This window comes from Streptomyces luteolus (genome assembly GCF_029968015.1).
In the GTDB taxonomy this organism is placed as follows: Bacteria; Actinomycetota; Actinomycetes; order Streptomycetales; family Streptomycetaceae; genus Streptomyces; species Streptomyces luteolus.
This window is the reverse complement of record NZ_JASCIS010000005.1, coordinates 42,156-60,678: the sequence shown is the minus strand read 5'-3', so window position 1 is coordinate 60,678 and position 18,523 is coordinate 42,156. Positions and strand designations below refer to the sequence as shown.

The following is an 18,523-nucleotide window of genomic DNA, read 5'->3' as shown; positions in this document are numbered from 1 at the left end:
TTCTTCGGTCACCGCTGTCGCGCTGTCGCTCTGGCAGAGTAATCCTCGGCGGTGTTATTGTCGACAGTAATCTGAAGGAAGGTTTGATCGATGCGTGCTGTACGGATCCGTCCCACCCCCGACGGCGGTGTTCCGGTGGTCGTCGAGGCGCCCGCGCCGACTCCCGGTCCCGGGCAAGTCCTCGTCCGCGTACGGGCGTCGGGTCTCAACCGCGGGGAACTGCTCCAGGCCGGCCGGGTCAAGGACGGTGACCTGGTGCCCGTCGGGGTCGAACTGGCCGGGGAGATCGAGGCGTTGGGGGAGGGGGTCACCGGGTGGACGCCCGGTGACGCCGTCGTCGCGCACGGCACCGGCACCCAGGCCGAGCTCGTCGTGGTCGCCGCGGGCGCCCTGGTCCGCAAGCCGCCGAGCAGCACCTGGGCAGAGGCCGGGTCCTTCCTCAACGTCTCTATGACGGCTCACGACGCGCTCGTCACCAACGGCCGCATGGCACCCGGCGAGGCCGTCCTCGTCAATGCCGCGACGGGTGGCGTCGGACTCGCGGCCACCCAGATCGCGCGGGCGCTCGGCGCCGGCACGGTCATCGCGACGACCACCTCGGTGTCCAAGGTCAAGACCCTGCTCGACCAAGGGGCCCATCACGTCATCGACGTGTCCTCGCAGGACCAGGTGTCCGCCGTCGCGGACCTCACCGACCACCGGGGCGTCGATGTCATCGTCGACTCCGTCGGGGGCACGGTGTTCGACGACAACCTGACCTCGCTGGCCGTCAAGGGACGCCTCGTGCAGGTGGGCCGGATGGGCTCGGCCCGCGCCGAGATCGACCTGACCAAGCTGTGGCGCAAGCGGCTGAGCCTCATCGGCGTCACCTTCCAGACCCGGACCGAGGAGGAGCGCCTCGCCTGCATCCGAGCGGCCGAGCGCGACCTGTACGACCTCTGGGAGCGCCGGGTCGTCGTGCCGGTCGTGGACCGCGCGTTCCCCATGGAGGACGTCGGCGCGGCCTACGACCACATGGCGAAGAGCGCGCACACCGGCAAGATCGCGCTGCTCACGACCTCCTCGGCCGGTGACCGGTGAACGTCGCCGGCCACCGCGACAAGCTCGACCGCCTCGTGGCCCTGCGCCAACACCTCGACCCGATCGAGGACTTCGAGCTCTGGTACTGGACGACGCTGACGGCGTGCACCAACGCCTACAACGCCTGCGTCCACGACGCCGGGCTCACGGTCGCGGAGGCCGCCTTCTCGACGATTCCGGGCATGTACGTGGTCCCGGACGCCGACGGCTCCTGGCACCGCGAGCTGCGCGCGCTCGGCGACGTCAGCCACGTCGGCTGGCCCCCCGTGGACGGTGACAAGCCCGACGACATCGTCCGCCTGGAGCACGCCATCCACCGCATCGAGGAATTCCGCGACCCGTGCCTGCGCGGAGACCGACGGCCCGACGCCGGCATCGTGGCCGAGTGCGACGACGCCTTCGCGGTCGTGACCACGGTGGTGGCCCGACGCCTGAAGGCGGCAGCATGAACATCGAACGCCACGTCGAGCTCGCCTCGAACATCGGACGCTCGCTCGCACAACTCGGCCCGGACGACCACGAGATGGCCATCGAGGCCGCGATGCTCGCCGGCACGCACTGGCTCAACGCCGCCCTGCACGCGGACCGTGTCGCCGGTGAGGACGAGGACGTCGTCCACTGCTCGATGCTCGTGGTCAACACGGTCCGCAAGTACGCGGTCGCCGAGCCCGGCCTCGTCGGCGCCCTTCAGGAGATCGAGGATCTGCGTCCCCTCCACGTCCGCGGTGACGTTCCCGGCGGATCCGCCGCCGGACACCGCGCCCTGGATCTGCTCGCCGCCATGCGCCTGCGAGCCGTCGACGCCATCGAAGCCATGGGCTCCACCCACTCCGCCGACTCACTTCAGGAGGCCCGGTGAACGGCCTGATGATGCACCAGCAGCTCCTCGTCTCCTCCCTCCTCACGCACGCCGAACGCCACCACGCGAACACCGAGGTCGTCTCGGCCCGTTGCGAGGGCGACGTACACCGGTACACCTTCCGCGACCTCGCCCACCGCAGCCGCCAGGTCGCCCAGGCCGTCCAAGCCCTGGGCGTCGGACGTGGCGACCGCGTCGCCACGCTCGCCTGGAACGGCCACCGCCATCTGGAGCTGTACTACGGCGTCTCGGGTGCCGGGTCGGTGCTGCACACGCTCAACCCGCGTCTGCACCCGGACCAGCTCGTCTGGATCATCAACAACGCCGACGACTCCGTCCTCTTCTTCGACCTCACCTTCGTCGACCTCATCCGGCAGATCGCCCCGCGCGTGCCGCGCGTGCGCCAGTTCGTCCTGCTGAGCGACGCCGAGCACCTGGCAGCCGCGTGGCCCGCCGACGACGCCGTCGAAGTCGTCGCGTACGAGGACCTCGTGGCGGCGCAGGACGGCGACTACACGTGGCCGACCTTCGACGAGCAGCAGGCCGCCTCGCTGTGCTACACGAGCGGCACGACCGGCCACCCGAAGGGGGTGCTGTATGCGCACCGGTCGACCGTGCTGCACTCGTACGGCGTCGCCCTCCCCGACTCGATGGGCCTCTCGGCACGCGACGTCGTCATGCCCGTCGTGCCGATGTTCCACGTCAACGCGTGGGGCATCCCGTACGCCGCGTGCCTCACCGGGGCGAAACTCGTGCTGCCCGGCAAGGACTTGAGCGGCGCGGCCCTCACCGCGCTCCAGGAGGCCGAGGGCGTCACGGTCTCCGGGAGCGTCCCCACGGTCTGGCAGGGGCAGTTGGACCACGCCCGCGCCCACGGCGTCACTCTCGACAGCCTCCAGCGGGCCGTCATCGGAGGCGCCGCCTGCCCCGCCTGGATGCTCCGTGAGCTGCGGGATGCCCATGGGGTTCGGGTCATCCACGGCTGGGGGATGACGGAGACGAGCCCCTTGGGCGCCGCGTCCGTGCTCAAGCTCTGTCACGACGGACTCGACCGCGAGGCCCAGGAGGCCGTGCTGGCGAAGCAGGGCCGCACCCTGTTCGGCATCGACCTGAAGATCATCGACGACGAGGGCGCCGAACTGCCGTGGGACGGCCGGACGTCGGGCCACCTCATGGTGCGGGGGCACTGGGTCACCAGCGGGTACTACCCCCCGGGCCGCCCGAGCCCCCTCGTCGACGGCTGGTTCCCGACCGGCGACGTCGCGACCATGGATCCCGAAGGGTTCATGCAGATCACGGACCGGAGCAAGGACCTCATCAAGTCCGGTGGGGAGTGGATCAGTTCGATCGAGATCGAGAACCTTGCCATGGACCACCCCGAGGTCGAGACGGCCGCCTGCATCGGCGTCAGGCACGCGAAGTGGGATGAGCGCCCGATCCTCGTGGCCGTCCCGCGACCGGGCTCCGCGCTGACGGCGAAGGAACTCCTCGGGTCGTTCACCGGCAAGATCGCCAAGTGGTGTGTCCCCGACGACGCTGTCTTCGTCGACAGCTTGCCCGTGGGGGCGACGGGCAAGATCCTCAAGTCGGCCTTGCGGGAGCAGTATCAGGAGCACCTCATCAAGGACTGACCGGGGGCGTTTCCCTCACCGAAGCCGCTGTCGAGCGGCCCCCGAACCAAGGCCTGACCGGCCGGCGGGGGGTCGTTCGACGGCGGCTTCGTCGCTTTCGTGCGCAGGCACACCACCCCACACCGCGAAGGGCCCCGCCCCGGCCTTCGCCACCCAGGTGTTCGCGGTGGCGTCGGTCGGGGCGGGGCCTGAACGACTGGGCGTGGAGGAGGAGTTCGTGCCGGTCCTCACCGCCCGCAGCCGTTGTCGACCGCGCTGAACGGCACGGCGTTCGGCGTCCCGGCGGAGAACGCCACATTCGTCTTCCAGGCGGCGGCGTCGGTCGACGTGACGAACGACTTGTGGACCTTGTCCCAGAGCCGGCCGGCGGCATCCGGCTCCAGCCCGAGCAGCTTCGACAGCGACTTCACCCCGGCGTCCCGGTTCGCGCCGTCGTTGATCCACTTCACTGCGGAGTCGAGCGCCCTGCAGAACTTGTCGACGGTGCCGGGGTTCTGCGCTTTGAAGTCCTTCGTGGTCGCCCAGAGGACCTGAAGGCCGTCCCGGCTGAGCTCACCGGCTTCGCCGTCGAGAGCGTCCGAGAACGGCACGAGGTCAAGCCCGTGCGAAGCCATGGTGATGTAACTGGACGTCGAGCCGATCACGGCATCGACCTTGCCGTTCCGCAGGGCGGGCTCCATCGTGACGACCCCGCCGACGGCCACGAAGGTGACGGAGCCGGGGTCCACCCCCCTCTCCTTGAAGATCGCTCGCGCGTATTTCTCCGTCGCGGACCCGCGTGAGAGGACGCCGATCCGCTTGCCGTCCAGGTCCTTCACGTCCGTGATCCCGCTGGACTTGGGGGCGATGAACTGCATGTCCATCCTGCCGTAGGGCGGCAGCAGCGTGATCGGCTGACCCTGCTTGATCGACGGGATGATGTTGTCCGGGCTCACGGCCGTGATCTGCGTCGATCCGCCGATGAGCTGCGCCGCGAGCTCAGGGCCCGACTTCGCGATCGAGGGTTGGACGTTCAGCCCCTCCTTCTCGAAGAAGCCCTGCTCGTCGGCGATGATCGCGGGGAAGGTGATGGAGTTCTGCTTGAAGCTGCCGAGGGTGACCTTCGTACCGTTGGCCGTGCCTTGGTCACCGGAGGCGCCCTGGCTGCCACCGGAGCAGGCAGTCAGCGCTACGAGTGCGAGACCGAGCCCGGCCGCAGCCGGCTTACTGGCCTTGTTCATCCTGGGCCTCCTCTACTTCTGCTGTTCGGTGGTGTGTGGACCGCACTTCTGCTGTTCGGTGGTGTGTGGACCGCGAGAAGGTGACGGCGGATCGGTCGCGTGCGCCGCCGGGGTTCACCGGCGCAGGTGAACACGGAGCCGCTCGAGGATGTCCTGGTACGTGGAGTCCATCGCGATGTGTGTCAGGTCCCGGGGCCGCTCGATGTCGACCATGACGTCGTCGAGGACGCCGCCCTCTCCCATGAGCACGACGCGATCGGCGAGTGCGACGGCCTCGCCGAGATCGTGCGTGACGAACATGACCGTGCGGTGTTCCTCCCGCTGCCACAGGTCGAGGAACTCGTTCTGCGCCGAACGCCGCGTGTTGACGTCCAGCGCGGCGAACGGCTCGTCCATGAGGAGCAGTTCCGGGTCGAGAGCCCAGGTTCGGGCCAGTGCGACCCGCTGCCGCATCCCCTGGGAGAGCTGCCAGGGGAAATGCTTCTCATGGTCGGCGAGGTGGACGGTCGAGAGCCAGTGGGAAGCGACCTCCTTGCGTGCGGCGGCGGGCTTCAACCCCCGCAATTCCAGGCCGTATTGGACGTTGCCCGCCGCCGTGCGCCAGGGGAGCAGGGCATCGCGAGCGAGCATGAAACCCATCCGCTTGCGGGCGGACTTGGGAGTGGACCCCAGGACCGTCACCGCGCCGCCGGAGGTTTCGACGAGACCGGCCGCCATGTTGAGCATGGTCGTCTTGCCGCAGCCGCTCCGGCCGACGACGGCCAGGAACTGCCCCGCGGGTATCGTCAGGTCGAGTTCCTCGAGGATCGTACGGAGTCCGCCGTCGCCGTCCGGGAAGGCGACGGTCACGTTGTCGAACGTCACCGCGTCGGCTGGGCTCGCGCCGCACTGCACTGCCGGCGGGTCAGTCATCGCGGGATCTGTCTCGGATGTGTGCGCTCGGGCTGGCATACGTTCACCGCTCTTCCGGGGGCTGCCAACTGAGCAGCCGTGCCTCGACGGCACCCATGAGTTGGTTGAGAATGACGGCGATCAAGGCCAGCAGGATGAGGATCGCGTACACCGCTTCCATCTGAAAGATGTTGGAGTAGTTCGCGATCAGTTGGCCCAGACCGTTCTCGGCGGAGATCAGCTCGGATCCCACGACACCGAGCAATGAGTAGATGAGGCCGAGACGCAGGGACGCGAAAATGGCCGGCGTCGCGACAGGGACGAAGATCTTCGTGAACAGCTGGAAGCTGTTGACGCCGAGCACCGCCGACAGTCGGAGCCACTCCGCATCGGCGGACCGCACGCCCGCTCGTGCCCCGGACATGACAATGAAGAAGACGAGGGTGGAGGCGAGGGCGACCTTGGCCCACAGCCCGATGCCGAACGCCACGATGAACAGCGGTGCCAGGGCGATGCGCGGCATGGAGTTCATGGCTTCCAGGTAAGGCGTGAGGATCCGCTCGGTCGTGGGCAGGAGGCCCAACGCGAGCCCGGCGATGACGCCGGCGATCCCCGCCAGGACCCAGGCCAGCAGAACCGCCGCCATCGTCGCCTTGGTGTTGGACCACAACTCCCCGGACTCCGCCGCGGTCGTGAGGTAGTTCCACGACTGCTCAGGGGTCTTGGAGAGAACGGGGTCCAAGACGCTCGCGCTGGTGGTCCAGTGCCACAGGCCGAACCAGACGAGCAGCAGGATCACCTGCCATGCGCGCACGGTGAGCCGTCCACGCCTGCGAGGAGCGGACGAACGGCGGCCTTGCCCTTCGGCGGCTTCGGTTACCCCCCTGGGAACAGGTGACTTGGTCTTGCTGGAGGTCATGGAGTCTCCGTCTCGGGGAAAGCATCAAGGGGTCACGACGCCCGATCGCTCAGGCCGGGACCTCGCCGTGGAGCGTGATCCGGTTGAGAGCCCGCGGCTGGTCGCCGTAGTCGTGGACGGCGTAGTGCATCGTGCAGCGGTTGTCCCACATCACGAGGTCGCCGGGCTGCCAGCTGTGCCGGTACACGTTGTCCGGGGTGACGGACTGGGTGTACAGGAATTCCATGAGCGGGTCGCTCTCCTCCTTGGTCCACCCCTCGATGCAGCTGTTCTCGAGGTGGCCGACATAGAGGGCTTGGCGCCCGGTCTCCGGGTGTGTACGGACGAGGGGGTGCACCGCCTGGGGCTGCTCCGCCTCGGGAATGCCCATCATCCGGCCGAGTCGGATGCCGCGGAACCGTACGCGCAGGGTCTCCAGGACACGCCGCAGATCGGGCGAGAGCCGCTCGAAGGCGAGGTACTGGTTCGACCAGAGAGTGTCGCCGCCCACCGGAATGGTGACGGCCGACAGGATCGAGATCTTCGGCGGGACCGCCTCGAAGGTGGCGTCGTAGTGCCAGGCCTCGGTGGCCGTCGTCTCCTTCTTGACGTCGGTGATCTGGACGACGCCCGGAGCGCCCGGGAGTTGGTCGAGCATGGCTGTGACGACCGGCTCTCCCCAGTGGCGGGCGAACTCCGCATGCGCCGGCGGCTCGAGGTGCTGCCCCCGGAACACGAGCATGCAGTACTCCAGGAACGCCTCCCTGAGCGTGGTGAGCGTCGCTTCGTCGAGGTCCTCCCTCAGGTGGAGCCCTTCGACCGACGCACCGATCGACCCGGTGAGCGGTGTGATCTTGAGGGGCATGGTTTCCTCCGCGATCGATGTCGACAGGGACGGTCTCAACCCCGTTAGCTGATTGATGTCGACAAGAATAAGGACGGCGTGATCGCTGTCAACCCTGTGCGTAGAAGCTGGTTCAGTGCGATGAGTTGGCGTGTTCGAGGGGCGCCGGGACCGCGTCGCGACAGGAAGGTGCGACAGCTGTCACCGCGCTGGGGCGAACGCCCTCCGGTTCCATGCGCCGGGGCGTACGAGGAGTCGGGGCGTACGAGGTCCCGCAAGGGCCGCGTCACGGAAGGGAGTTGTGACCGCTGAGGAAGGGAGGGCTGCGGTCAGCCCGATGCGTCGAACCCGTTCAGTCCGACGGGGCGAACCTGTTCAGTCCGATGTGCCGGTGTCTTCGAGGGCTTCCAGCGCCGCGTCGCGGACTTGCTCGATACGTGCCTTGGCGATCCGCACCACTGGGGCGGGCTTGCCCGCCGACACCGCGGCGTGAAGGGCGTGCCAGCTCTCGAGGGACCGGGAGATGTTCCCGGGGTGGTGCGCCAATCCCAAGCGCACATACCGGAGCGTTTGCAGGGAGACGGACTGCAGCAGGTCCGCGAGGGTCTGGTTGCCGGCCGCCGCCGCGATCGACGAGTTGAGAAGGAAGGTCGCCGTCGCATAGTCGTCGGCGGACTCGGTGACCGACCTCTCGACCGCGGGCATATGGGCGTCGAGTACCGCGAGCAGCCGCTTCGGGTCCCGGGTCATCTCCTCCCGAAGGAGGATGCCGTACAACGCGATCCGGACGTCGAAGACGTTGCGGATCTCCTCCGCTGTCGGCGCGGTGACGAGCGCGCCCCGCCGTGCCTGGAACTCGATGAGCCGATCCCGTTCGAGGATGCGCAGCGCTTCACGGACCGGCGCCCGGCTGACGCCGAGAATCTTGCAGATGTCCTGTTCGAGCAGGCGCTGGCCGGCGTGGAAGAGGTCGAAGGTGATGGCGCAGGCCAGCCGGGCGGCGATCTGTTCGGGCAGGGAGACCGCCACCTGCGCGCTGGAGCGGTGCCTGAGCACCGACTGCTCCACGGCCGCCATCCGTTGGTCACGGGGCAGGAGCAGCCCGGACAGGTCAGGAAGGTCCTGTGTCCGTTTGCGTGCCAAGCCGTGGCCCTCCTCCTCGCTCCGTGTCGCCGGCCAAGACCAACACCGACCGCGCGGCCGCTACCGTACTGGGACCGCGCGGTCGCTAGAGTACCGGGCCGCGCGCGAGTCCTCCGTCGGTCGGTAGACGTCGCGGACTTCGGCTGACTCATTGTCTTCGCCGGCGTCGAGGGCGACGCGGGGCTGGTCGGCTGTGCCGCAACGGCGCTGTCGTGCCGCGTGGTTGACCGGTCGTCGTTCGAGTGGACCCGGCGGGGTCACCGGAATCGCGGATGCCACACGTCCAGGAGGTGGCCTTCGTCGTCGACCACGGCGATGTCGGGCCACCGGTCGAAGGCCGAGCACGGGTGGGAGATGCCGAGGTCGACCTCGTCGCCCACGCGCAGGCCGTGGGTGTCGGTGAGTACCAGGTGATGGTCGAAGATCTGACGCGCGGTGGCCTCGGCTGCCGGTCGCGGCGCTCCCTGTGCGTCGTGGGCGCCGACGAGGACGGGCAGTCCTGCGTCATAGGGGAGTTCACGCTTCCCGGCGCCGACGACGGCCCGTCCCGGTTCAGGGGTGGAGAGTACGACCGCCCGGACGGTCAGCGCGGCCCTCAGCCCTGGCAGCGGTGAGACGTGCTCGTACGTGCCGTGGTCGTGGGTGACGTAGCAGCCCGACCGCAGAACGGGGACCACTGACCGGCCGTCAGCTCGCTCCGGGAGCCCTTGGAGAGAGTGGACCACCCGGTCCGGGAAGGCGGAGCCGCCCATGCTGAAGAGGGGCCGATCTGTCTCGAACGCCGGTGTCAGCTTTCGGAAGACTTCGATCGCGCTCCGGCAGTGGGCGTCGACGTCCGCCGTCGTCGCGGCGTCCCGGCGGTTGGGCCGGATGCCTTCGTACCCCGCGACTCCGGCCAGGAGCAGTCCTGGCGATGCCTTGGCGGCGGCCACGCCGAGTTCGTATGCCGCTGCGACCTCCCGTACCCCGGTTCGGCCTCCTTGCGCACCGACGTCGATGAGGACGCGCAGGGGATTGCGCACGCCCTCCATGGCCGACCGTGCGAGGTCCAGCCCTGTCGTCGAGTCCACGAAGCAGTACAGCTCGAGCTCGGGATCCTGTTCGAGCCATCGCCGGACGACGGCGAGGTCGGAGCGGTGGATCACCTGGTTGGCGATGATGAGGCGACGCGGCCCCCAGCCCAAGGCGATGCCCGCCTGCCTGACGGTGGCGACCGTGACGCCCCACGCGCCGGCGGCCATCTGCCGGTCGACGACAGGGCGCGTCATGGTGGTCTTGATGTGCGGGCACAGTTCGACCTGCCGCTTCCGGCACCACTCCGCCATGAGCCGCACATTGTGCTCCAGCGCCGGCAGGTTGAGGCGGAGTGCGGGCAGCTCACGCGCAGGCAGGCCGGTGGGTGTCGCGCCGTCGTGGTTCATAGCTCCTCCATCGGCCACAGCAGTCGCGCGTGACCTCTATCCAAGACGGAACGTACGGTATTCAGGACGGCGCGGGCAACCACTATGATCGACGCCGCGTACTGTTTCCTGGACGAAGGGTGCGACCGTGTCCGCTGACCCACCCCGTTCCGCCGCATCGGGCCCCCCGCACAACGACGGGATCGGCCGACTCCTCCGCCGGGAACGTCTCGACAGGGGCTTGACCCTGGAGAAGCTCGCCGAGAAGACGGGCTTGTCCCGCAGTTACCTCAGCAACGTCGAACGTGACGTCAACAGTCCGACCATCAACACCTTGCGCACGATCGTCGAAGCCCTCGGCACCACACTCAGCCGCCTGTTCCAAGCGGTCGACCGCGAACGCCGCGTACTGACGCGCCCCGATCAACGGGTGGAACTCACTCGGGCGGGAGTGGAGGGGATCACCTACAGCCTCCTCAATCCCGGCCCGGCGGGCAGGCTGGAAATGATGATCCTGGAGGTTGCGCCCGGAGCCTCCTCCGGCGACCACCCGCACACCCATACGGGAGAAGAAGTCGGTCTCCTGCTGAGCGGTGAGCTGGACTACTGGGTCGACGGAGCGCACTACCACCTGCGACCCGGCGACTGCGTCAGCTTCGAGTCCACCACTCCGCACCGCTACCACAATCCGGGCGATGTCCCGGCCGTCTGCGTCTGGTCGGAGACCCCGCGGAACTTCTGACCCGAGCACGCGGCTGGAGGCACACCCCGGGTCCTGTCGCCCCGAGTCGGTGAACCGCGGGCGCCGACCTGTCGTACACCACCCGTGGTGAGCAGAGGACGGCGGAGCGGAAGTGGGTCATGACGGCGGATGAACAGCTGCTGCGCGCGCTGTACGACGAGCATGCGGGCGTCCTGCACGCCTTCGTGCTGCGCTATGTGCCCGACCGGCAGCGCGCGGAGGACGTGGTGCAGGAGACGCTGCTGCGGGCCTGGCGGAATCTGGACGCCATCGACCCGCACCAGGGCAATCCGCGCTCCTATCTGTTCTCGGTCGCGCGCAACGTCCTGACCGACCAGTGGCGCGCCGAGCAGCGCAGGCCGCGCCTGGTCCAGAACGACGAGGCGATCGAGTCCGCGGCGGCCGCCGACGACCTGGAGCGGATGCTCGACGGCTGGCTGGTGACCGAGGCGCTGACCCGGCTCTCACCCGAGCACCGTGCGACGATCGTCGAGCTGTACTACGGGGGGCGCAGCGTCGCCGAGGCCGCCGCGAAGCTCGGGATTCCCGCCGGGACCGTGAAGTCCCGTGCGTACTACGCCGTGCGGTCGCTGCGGACGGTGCTGGAGGAAATGGGAGTGGTGCGGTGAAGGAGCAGAGTCGGCAGCAGCACGAGGAGCTGCGCACGCTGCTCGGGGCCTACGTGCTCGGCGGCCTGGGCGCGGCGGACCGGGAGCGCCTCGAATCACATCTGGCGTGGTGCGACTCCTGCCGGGAGGAGCTGTCCGCGTACGCGGTCCTGCCCGGCCTGCTCCATCAAGGAGGGCCACCGCCGGAGGCCGTTCCGCCGTCGCAGTCCACGTGGGAGGGGCTGGTCGCCACGGCTCGCGCCGAGCGGTCCGGCGGGCGTCGCGGCCGTTGGGGTCGGCGATCGCGCCTGGCCCTGGCGGCCGCCGCGGCGGCAGCGGGCCTGGTCATCGGCGGCGGCACCGTCGGCGTCGTCGGCCTCACCAGCGACGACCGCGCCACGCCCGCAGGGCCAGGGCGTGACGGCGAGCCGCTGACCGCCCTCGCGGGCAGCCCCGCCAGTGGGCACGGCAGCCTGGAGGCGCGGGCCTGGGGCACCGAAGTCGCCCTGCATGTCGAGGACTTGCCGGCGGGCGAGCACTTCGTCGCCTGGGTGGTCGACCGCGACGGGCGCCGGGAGCAGGCCGCCGTCTGGATGTCCACGCCGAACGGCAGCGCCCGGCTGCGCGGCGCCTCCTCGATCCCGCGCGACCAGGTCGCGACCCTCCGAGTGGCCACCCGCGACGGCAAGCCCTTGCTGGAGATGCGGTCCTGAACGTCGGCTCGGGGTGGGGCGGGCGCTGCTCGGTGTGAAGCGTGGGCACTCCGTGGCCGGGGCTCGGGGACCGGGCGGTTCTCGGGGACCGGGCGGTTCTCGGCCTGGAGCGGACGCGAGGCCAGGGGCCCGCCCGGGCTCGGAGTCCCCGTGCTGCCCCCCCGCGTCGCGGAGCCCTGACGACCGGAGCCCGGGCCGAGGAATCGGGACGACCCGCGCCTCGATCCGGAGCCCGGGGCCCAGAGTCCGGGGCCCGAGGCGCGGACGGCTCTCGGCTCACCCTCCCCTCACCCCATCCGCAACGTCACCCCATCCGGAACGAAGCGGCGCGAGATCTGTCCGTCGTCCGGTGAACCGGACGGTGCCGCTCGGCGTACACGCCCCGGAACCGGTCATCGGAGGAGGGCGCAGTGGGAACGAGGAAGTTCCGCGGGAGCGTGGCCGCGGCGTCCGCGGTCGCGGCGGTCCTGGTCGCGGGAGGGGTCGGGATGGCGTGGGCGGACCGCGGCGGTGCGACAGCACCGCGGTCGTCCGACAGGCCCCCGCGGCAGGCCGCACGAAAGCCCCGGTCCAGGCTCCGGCGCTGCCGGGGGGCCGAGGCGGTCTCCCCGTCCGACCGGTCTAAACGGCGGACCAAGTCCCTCGACGTCGGCCAGGATCCCCAGGCCCTGGTGTACGTGGCGCGGTCGGCGCGCCCGCGGGGAACGCCGGACTCGGACGCCAGGGCCTGTCTGCCGCCACCCACGACGTCCCGGTCGACGCACCGGGGGACGCCGATGTCGAGGTGACCGCACGCCCCGTCGACGGACTCGGCCAACTCCAGCTCTCCGCAACGTCACTTGAGCCCTCGACCGCGTACATCCTCTACGCCCGCCGGGAGGGCGATCGCGTGCCGCTGGTCGACTTCACCACCGACGTCGAGGGCGCCGCACCACAGGTCCTTGTCTTCGCCCGCTTCACCGGCGTGTACGACGACCGTCTGGTCGTCGCGCGCGCCACCGGAACGTTCGCCGACGCGGGAAACGGAGACCGCGCGGGCCACGCGGGCCACGCGGGCCACGGAGACCGGGAGGCGCACGGGCACGACGCCTGTTGACGCCCCGCCCCGCCCCGCCCCGCCGCTCCGCTCCGCCGCCCCGCCCCTTCCGGATCGCGGCCCCGCCGCCCCACCGCCCCGCCCCTTCCGTATCGCTCCCAACAGCCACCCACCCACCCAGCACAGCCCTGACCGCACATCCAGTAACCCCATCAGCACACGAGGAGTAGACATGCGTCGCAAGCCGTCCAAGCGCACCCTGTTCGCCGCCGCCACCGCCGGGGTGGTCGCCGCGGTCACCGCGGTCGCGGCCGCCGTGGCCGCCCCCGAGTCCGGCTCCGCGGCCGGGCGCGAGCCGAACGAGGACAGGCCCGTCGAGGTCGAGGTGCTCGCCCCCGCCGACGGCGATGTCGCCGGAGCCGAGGGCAAGGGCTGGTTCGTGGACCTGGAGGTGTCCTACCCCGGCGGCCCCGACGGACTGCGCCGGGCCGGGTTCAGCGGGGCACAGCTCACCGGCCCGGCCGGGCACAACAACGTGCCGCCGCTGCCCGGCACGTTCTCCCCGGGTCAGGACGACCGCCTTCCCGGCCTGGTCGTCCTCGGTTCCACGACGATCGACGACCCGGACCGCAAGTTCGCCGGCCCCGGCACCAACCTGGCCGACCTGTTCAACGTGACGGGCATCAGCGACCGGTCCGCCGACGCGACCAGGCTGTGGGACACCTGGATCGTCGGCGACTCCATCATGGGCAAGGACGCCGACACCGTCCTGACCGTCGCAGTGGTCGACGACCTCGACCACAACGGGGTGTACGACGACGCCCCGGACGTCGTGAAGGACCTGAACGGTGACGGGCGCGTCGACGGAAAGGACCTCAAGGCCCTGGGCGTTGCCTCGAAGGTCGAGAAGGTCCGCTTCCGTCTGAACGGCGCACCCGCGGCCTGACCCCGCACCAGCACGTGGCCGACGGCCCCCGCCGAAGCACAGGGTGGGGGCCGCGGTCGGACCGCCGCGGCGGACGCCGCGAGGGCCCGGCGCACGGAGGGGTGAAGCCCTCCGGGTGCCAGGGTGCGGGCCTTCACCCACCACCCGCGTCACACGGCGACGCCGTCCGTGCGGGCGAAGGTCCGCACCACCTCGGCACCAGGTCGGCAAGTTGATGCCCTGACAGAGGGGACCGTTTTTCGCCTCCGGTCGCTGTCGGCACGCGCGAGGGGTCAGGATGACCTCACCGGCGCCGACCGCGTCCGGTGACCATGCTCACGTGTGCGGACAGGGCTGTCTGCGGCGGGTGGCGGGTACGCAAGCTCCTGCACTTCCCAACCACTGTGCTTTCCCCTGACGTTGAGGATTCGGATGTTCACCAAAGTGCTCGTGGCCAACCGTGGAGAGATCGCGATCCGGGCGTTCCGGGCAGCGTTCGAGCTGGGGATCTCGACGGTGGCGGTGTTCCCGCACGAGGACCGCAACTCACTGCACCGGGCGAAGGCCGACGAGTCGTATCTCGTGGGAGAGCGCGGCCATCCCGTACGGGCGTACCTGTCGGTCGACGAGGTGATCAAGGCCGCGCGCAAGGCGGGCGCGGACGCCGTCTATCCCGGTTACGGCTTCCTCTCCGAGAACCCGCACCTGGCCGCCGCGTGCGCCGAGGCGGGCATCACCTTCATCGGCCCGCCCGCGGACGTCCTGCACCTGACGGGCAACAAGTCACGCGCGGTCGCGGCGGCCCGCGAGGCCGGTGTGCCGGTCCTGGCGTCGTCCGAGCCGACCACGGATGTGGAGGCGCTGCTCGCGGCGGCCGACGACATGAACTTCCCGCTGTTCGTCAAGGCCGTCGCGGGCGGCGGAGGCCGGGGCATGCGGCGCGTGGCCGGACCGGACGAACTGCGCGAGTCGATCGTCGCGGCCAGCCGGGAGGCGGAGTCCGCGTTCGGCGACGGCACGGTCTTCCTGGAGCAGGCCGTGGTGAACCCGCGCCACATCGAGGTGCAGATCCTCGCCGACGCGGACGGCAACGTCGTCCACCTCTACGAACGGGACTGCTCGGTACAGCGCCGGCACCAGAAGGTCGTCGAGATCGCGCCCGCCCCGAACCTCGACCCGCGGCTGCGCGAGCGGATCTGCGCCGACGCCGTCGCCTTCGCCCGGCACATCGGGTACGTCAACGCGGGCACCGTCGAGTTCCTGGTCGACGAGCGCGGCAACCACGTCTTCATCGAGATGAACCCGCGGATCCAGGTGGAGCACACGGTGACCGAGCAGGTCACCGGACGGGACCTGGTGATCGCCCAGTTGCGGATCGCCGCCGGAGCCACCCTGCCCGAGCTCCGGCTCACCCAGGACGACATCGTTCTCAACGGCGCGGCCCTGCAGTGCCGCATCACCACCGAGGATCCCGCCAACGGCTTCCGGCCCGACACCGGAACCATCTCCGCGTACCGCTCACCCGGCGGCCCCGGCGTCCGGCTCGACGGCGGCACCGTGCACACCGGCGCCCAGGTCAGCGCCCACTTCGACTCGATGCTGGTCAAACTGACCTGCCACGGCCACAACTTCGCCAACGCCGCCCGCCGGGCCCGCCGTGCCATCGCCGAGTTCCGCATCCGCGGGGTGTCGACCAACCTGCCGTTCCTGGCCGCCGTCCTCGACGACCCCGACTTCCAGGCCGGGCACGTCACCACCAGCTTCATCGACGAACGGCCCGAGCTGCTGCGGGCCCGCCCCTCGGCCGACCGGGGCAGCCGCATCCTGCACCACCTCGCCGAGACCACCGTGAACAAGCCGCACGGACTGCGGCCCCTCGTCGTCGAGCCCGTCGACAAACTTCCCGTCACCGACCTCACCACCGCGCCGCCGTCCGGTTCGCGGCAGCGGCTGGCCCAGCTCGGCCCCGAGGCGTTCGCGGCGGACCTGCGCGCGCAGCGCGCGGTGGCGGTCACCGACACCACGTTCCGCGACGCCCACCAGTCCCTCCTCGCCACCCGCGTACGCACCCGCGACCTGCTCGCCGTGGCCCCGCACATCGCCCGCACCGCGCCCGAGCTGCTCAGCCTGGAGTGCTGGGGCGGCGCCACCTACGACGTGGCGCTGCGGTTCCTCGCGGAGGACCCGTGGGAGCGGCTCGCCCTGCTGCGTGAAGCGGCGCCGAACCTCTGCACCCAGATGCTGCTGCGCGGCCGCAACACCGTCGGCTACACCCCGTACCCGACCGAGGTGACCGACGCGTTCGTCGCCGAGGCGGCCGCCACCGGCATGGACATCTTCCGCATCTTCGACGCGCTCAACGACGTCTCGCAGATGCGCCCGGCCATCGACGCCGTCCGCGCGACGGGCACCGCGGTCGCCGAGGTCGCCCTCTGCTACACCGGCGACCTCAACGACCCCGGTGAGCAGCTCTACACCTTGGACTACTACCTGCGCCTCGCCGAGGAGATCGTCGAGGCCGGGGCGCACGTCCTGGCGATCAAGGACATGGCCGGGCTGCTGCGTCCCCCGGCGGCCAGGAAGCTGGTCACCGCGTTGCGGGAGCGCTTCGACCTGCCCGTGCACCTGCACACCCACGACACGGCGGGCGGCCAGCTGGCCACACTGATCGCAGCGGTCGACGCCGGGGTCGACGCCGTCGACGCGGCCGTCGCGTCCATGGCGGGCACCACCAGCCAGCCCTCCCTGTCCGCCCTGGTCGCCGCCACCGACCACACCGACCGCGCAACAGGCCTCTCCCTGCAGGCAGTCGGTGACCTGGAGCCGTACTGGGAGGCCGTACGCAAGGTCTACGCCCCCTTCGAGTCCGGCCTGGCCTCGCCCACCGGACGCGTCTACCACCACGAGATCCCCGGTGGACAGCTGTCCAACCTGCGCCAGCAGGCGATCGCGCTCGGGCTCGGCGACCGCTTCGAGCTGATCGAGGACTGCTACGCCGCGGCCGACGCGATGCTGGGCCGCCTCGTGAAGGTCACCCCGTCCTCCAAGGTCGTGGGCGACCTCGCCCTGCACCTGGTGGGGGCCGGGGTCGAAGCGCGTGACTTCGAGACCGACCCCGCGAAGTTCGACCTGCCGGACTCGGTGATCGGCTTCCTGCGCGGCGAACTTGGCGACCCGCCCGGCGGCTGGCCCGAGCCCTTCCGCACCCGCGCCCTGGAAGGCCGCCCCGAGAAGGCCGAGGCAGCGCACCTCTCCGACGAGGACAGGAAGGGCCTGCGCGAGGCCCGCCGCGCGACCCTGAACCGGCTGCTCTTCCCGGGCCCGACCAAGGCGTTCGACGCCCACCGCGAGACGTACGGCGACACCTCGGTGCTCTCCACCAAGGACTTCTTCTACGGCCTCGAACCCGAGATCGAGCACACCGTCACGCTGGAGCAGGGCGTGAACCTCCTGATCGAGCTGGAGGCCATCTCGGAGGCCGACGAGCGCGGCTTCCGCACCGTCCTCGCCACGCTCAACGGCCAACTCCGGCCCGTCGCCGTGCGCGACACCTCCATCGCGACCGATGTGAAGGTCGCGGAGAAGGCCGAACGCGGCAACGACGGTCATGTCGCCGCGCCCTTCGCCGGTGTCGTCACGCTGCAGGTCGAAGAGGGGGCGTCCGTCGAGGCCGGACAGACCGTCGCCACGATCGAGGCCATGAAGATGGAGGCCACGATCACCGCCCAACGCGGCGGCAAGGTCGCCCGCCTGGCGATCGGCTCCATCCAGCAGGTGGAGGGCGGAGACCTGCTGCTTGAGATCCGCTGACGCCTTCCCGGGCGCCTTCCTGAAGGCCGTTCGCGTCATCGACCGGGAGGCGGGCTCCGAGCCGCACGGCTCGAAGCCCGCCCAGGTCTGCCGTGCCCAGGTCTGCCGTGCCCAGGTCTGCCGTGCCGAGGTCTGCCGTGCTCAGGCCTGCCGTGCCGTGCCCAGGCCTGAAGGGCGATCAGCGCCGCACGCCGAACCACTGCTCCGCGCCGTACTCCTCGAACCGCGCCACCTCGGTGAACCCCAGCCTCAGCGCGAGCCGCATCGCGGGGTCGTTGGCGGTCCGGGTGCACAGCACGACGGGCTCGTCGGGAAGCGCTTCGGCGCACCAGTCCAGTACGGCCGCGCACGCCTCGGCGGCGTACCCGTGTCCCCACGCCTGAGGCAGGAGCAGGAAGCCGAGCTCGGCTTCCCCTGCGTCAGGACGGACATGCCCCGGACGCTCCGGGGCGCGCCGGTCGAGCGTGACCGTGCCGATCACCGCCCCGTCGAGCTCCACGACGAAGAGCCCGGGCCGCCGCCCGGGCACGAGAGGTACGACGCGCTCCAGCTCGGCACGCGACCGGGGACCGCCGAGGTGGGCGTGGACCTCTGACGAGGCGAACAGCTCGATGAACGCCGTCCGGTCGCGAGCCTCCGACTCACGGAGCGCGAGCCGTTCGGTTCGTATGGGGGCAGGAGGCCAGTCGGCCGATCCGAGTCCGGGCATGGCGGGCAACTTAG

17 protein-coding genes are annotated in these 18,523 nt (G+C 70.4%); 10 read left to right on the top strand and 7 right to left on the bottom strand.

Annotation, left to right across the window (positions count from 1 at the left end; all coding sequences use genetic code 11):
- Positions 1–90: 90 nt before the first annotated feature.
- The 4 genes from QIT00_RS06265 to QIT00_RS06250 are packed head-to-tail and all read left to right on the top strand — an operon-like array spanning position 91 to position 3,570.
- A complete protein-coding gene (locus QIT00_RS06265; RefSeq protein WP_282534091.1) occupies positions 91–1,080 on the top strand; it encodes a quinone oxidoreductase family protein in 990 nt (329 codons plus the stop codon).
- Positions 1,077–1,529 (top strand): hypothetical protein, encoded by a 453-nt coding sequence (locus tag QIT00_RS06260; RefSeq protein WP_282534090.1) that lies wholly within the window; start codon positions 1,077–1,079, stop codon positions 1,527–1,529. The genes QIT00_RS06265 and QIT00_RS06260 overlap by 4 nt, the downstream gene beginning before the upstream one ends.
- Entirely contained in the window at positions 1,526–1,939 is a 414-nt protein-coding gene (locus tag QIT00_RS06255) for a hypothetical protein (RefSeq protein WP_282534089.1), read from the top strand. The genes QIT00_RS06260 and QIT00_RS06255 overlap by 4 nt, the downstream gene beginning before the upstream one ends.
- Positions 1,936–3,570, top strand: coding sequence for a 3-(methylthio)propionyl-CoA ligase (locus QIT00_RS06250; protein ID WP_282534088.1), 1,635 nt, complete (start codon positions 1,936–1,938; stop codon positions 3,568–3,570). Before QIT00_RS06255 ends, QIT00_RS06250 begins: the two co-directional genes overlap by 4 nt.
- A 227-nt stretch (positions 3,571–3,797) precedes the next feature.
- Here the strand turns inward: QIT00_RS06250 and QIT00_RS06245 are convergent, their stop codons facing one another.
- From QIT00_RS06245 to QIT00_RS06220, 6 genes are all read right to left on the bottom strand, one after another.
- The gene (locus tag QIT00_RS06245; RefSeq protein ID WP_282534087.1) at positions 3,798–4,790 is read right to left on the bottom strand and encodes an ABC transporter substrate-binding protein; all 993 of its coding nucleotides are present in this window, start codon (positions 4,788–4,790) and stop codon (positions 3,798–3,800) included.
- Positions 4,791–4,904: 114 nt separating this feature from the next.
- Complete coding sequence (locus QIT00_RS06240; protein ID WP_282534086.1) at positions 4,905–5,702, bottom strand: ABC transporter ATP-binding protein; 798 nt, start codon at positions 5,700–5,702, stop codon at positions 4,905–4,907.
- 43 nt (positions 5,703–5,745) lie between these two features.
- Positions 5,746–6,600: an ABC transporter permease gene (locus QIT00_RS06235; protein ID WP_282534085.1), complete on the bottom strand. Its 855-nt coding sequence runs from the start codon at positions 6,598–6,600 to the stop codon at positions 5,746–5,748.
- Positions 6,601–6,649: 49 nt separating this feature from the next.
- Entirely contained in the window at positions 6,650–7,444 is a 795-nt protein-coding gene (locus QIT00_RS06230) for a TauD/TfdA dioxygenase family protein (protein ID WP_282534084.1), read from the bottom strand.
- A 354-nt stretch (positions 7,445–7,798) separates the two neighbouring features.
- Positions 7,799–8,566: a GntR family transcriptional regulator gene (locus QIT00_RS06225; protein ID WP_282534083.1), complete on the bottom strand. Its 768-nt coding sequence runs from the start codon at positions 8,564–8,566 to the stop codon at positions 7,799–7,801.
- Positions 8,567–8,823: 257 nt separating this feature from the next.
- Positions 8,824–9,987, bottom strand: a complete 1,164-nt coding sequence (locus tag QIT00_RS06220) for an alanine racemase (protein ID WP_282534082.1) — start codon at positions 9,985–9,987, stop codon at positions 8,824–8,826.
- A gap of 127 nt (positions 9,988–10,114) precedes the next feature.
- On the opposite strand from QIT00_RS06220, the gene QIT00_RS06215 reads away from it, so the two are divergent.
- From QIT00_RS06215 to QIT00_RS06190, 6 genes are all read left to right on the top strand, one after another.
- Positions 10,115–10,708, top strand: a complete 594-nt coding sequence (locus QIT00_RS06215) for a helix-turn-helix domain-containing protein (protein ID WP_282534081.1) — start codon at positions 10,115–10,117, stop codon at positions 10,706–10,708.
- A 119-nt stretch (positions 10,709–10,827) separates the two neighbouring features.
- Positions 10,828–11,337 carry a sigma-70 family RNA polymerase sigma factor gene (locus tag QIT00_RS06210; protein ID WP_282534080.1) on the top strand — a complete coding sequence of 170 codons (510 nt, stop codon included), beginning with the start codon at positions 10,828–10,830 and terminating at the stop codon, positions 11,335–11,337.
- Complete coding sequence (locus QIT00_RS06205; RefSeq protein WP_282534079.1) at positions 11,334–12,029, top strand: anti-sigma factor family protein; 696 nt, start codon at positions 11,334–11,336, stop codon at positions 12,027–12,029. The genes QIT00_RS06210 and QIT00_RS06205 overlap by 4 nt, the downstream gene beginning before the upstream one ends.
- A gap of 784 nt (positions 12,030–12,813) precedes the next feature.
- Positions 12,814–13,125 carry a hypothetical protein gene (locus tag QIT00_RS06200; protein ID WP_282534078.1) on the top strand — a complete coding sequence of 104 codons (312 nt, stop codon included), beginning with the start codon at positions 12,814–12,816 and terminating at the stop codon, positions 13,123–13,125.
- 172 nt (positions 13,126–13,297) lie between these two features.
- Positions 13,298–14,011: a hypothetical protein gene (locus QIT00_RS06195; RefSeq protein WP_282534077.1), complete on the top strand. Its 714-nt coding sequence runs from the start codon at positions 13,298–13,300 to the stop codon at positions 14,009–14,011.
- A 411-nt stretch (positions 14,012–14,422) separates the two neighbouring features.
- Complete coding sequence (locus QIT00_RS06190; RefSeq protein WP_282534076.1) at positions 14,423–17,800, top strand: pyruvate carboxylase; 3,378 nt, start codon at positions 14,423–14,425, stop codon at positions 17,798–17,800.
- A gap of 178 nt (positions 17,801–17,978) precedes the next feature.
- On the opposite strand, the gene QIT00_RS06185 is transcribed toward QIT00_RS06190, so the two are convergent.
- The gene (locus QIT00_RS06185) at positions 17,979–18,509 is read right to left on the bottom strand and encodes a GNAT family N-acetyltransferase (RefSeq protein WP_282534075.1); all 531 of its coding nucleotides are present in this window, start codon (positions 18,507–18,509) and stop codon (positions 17,979–17,981) included.
- Positions 18,510–18,523: the final 14 nt, after the last annotated feature.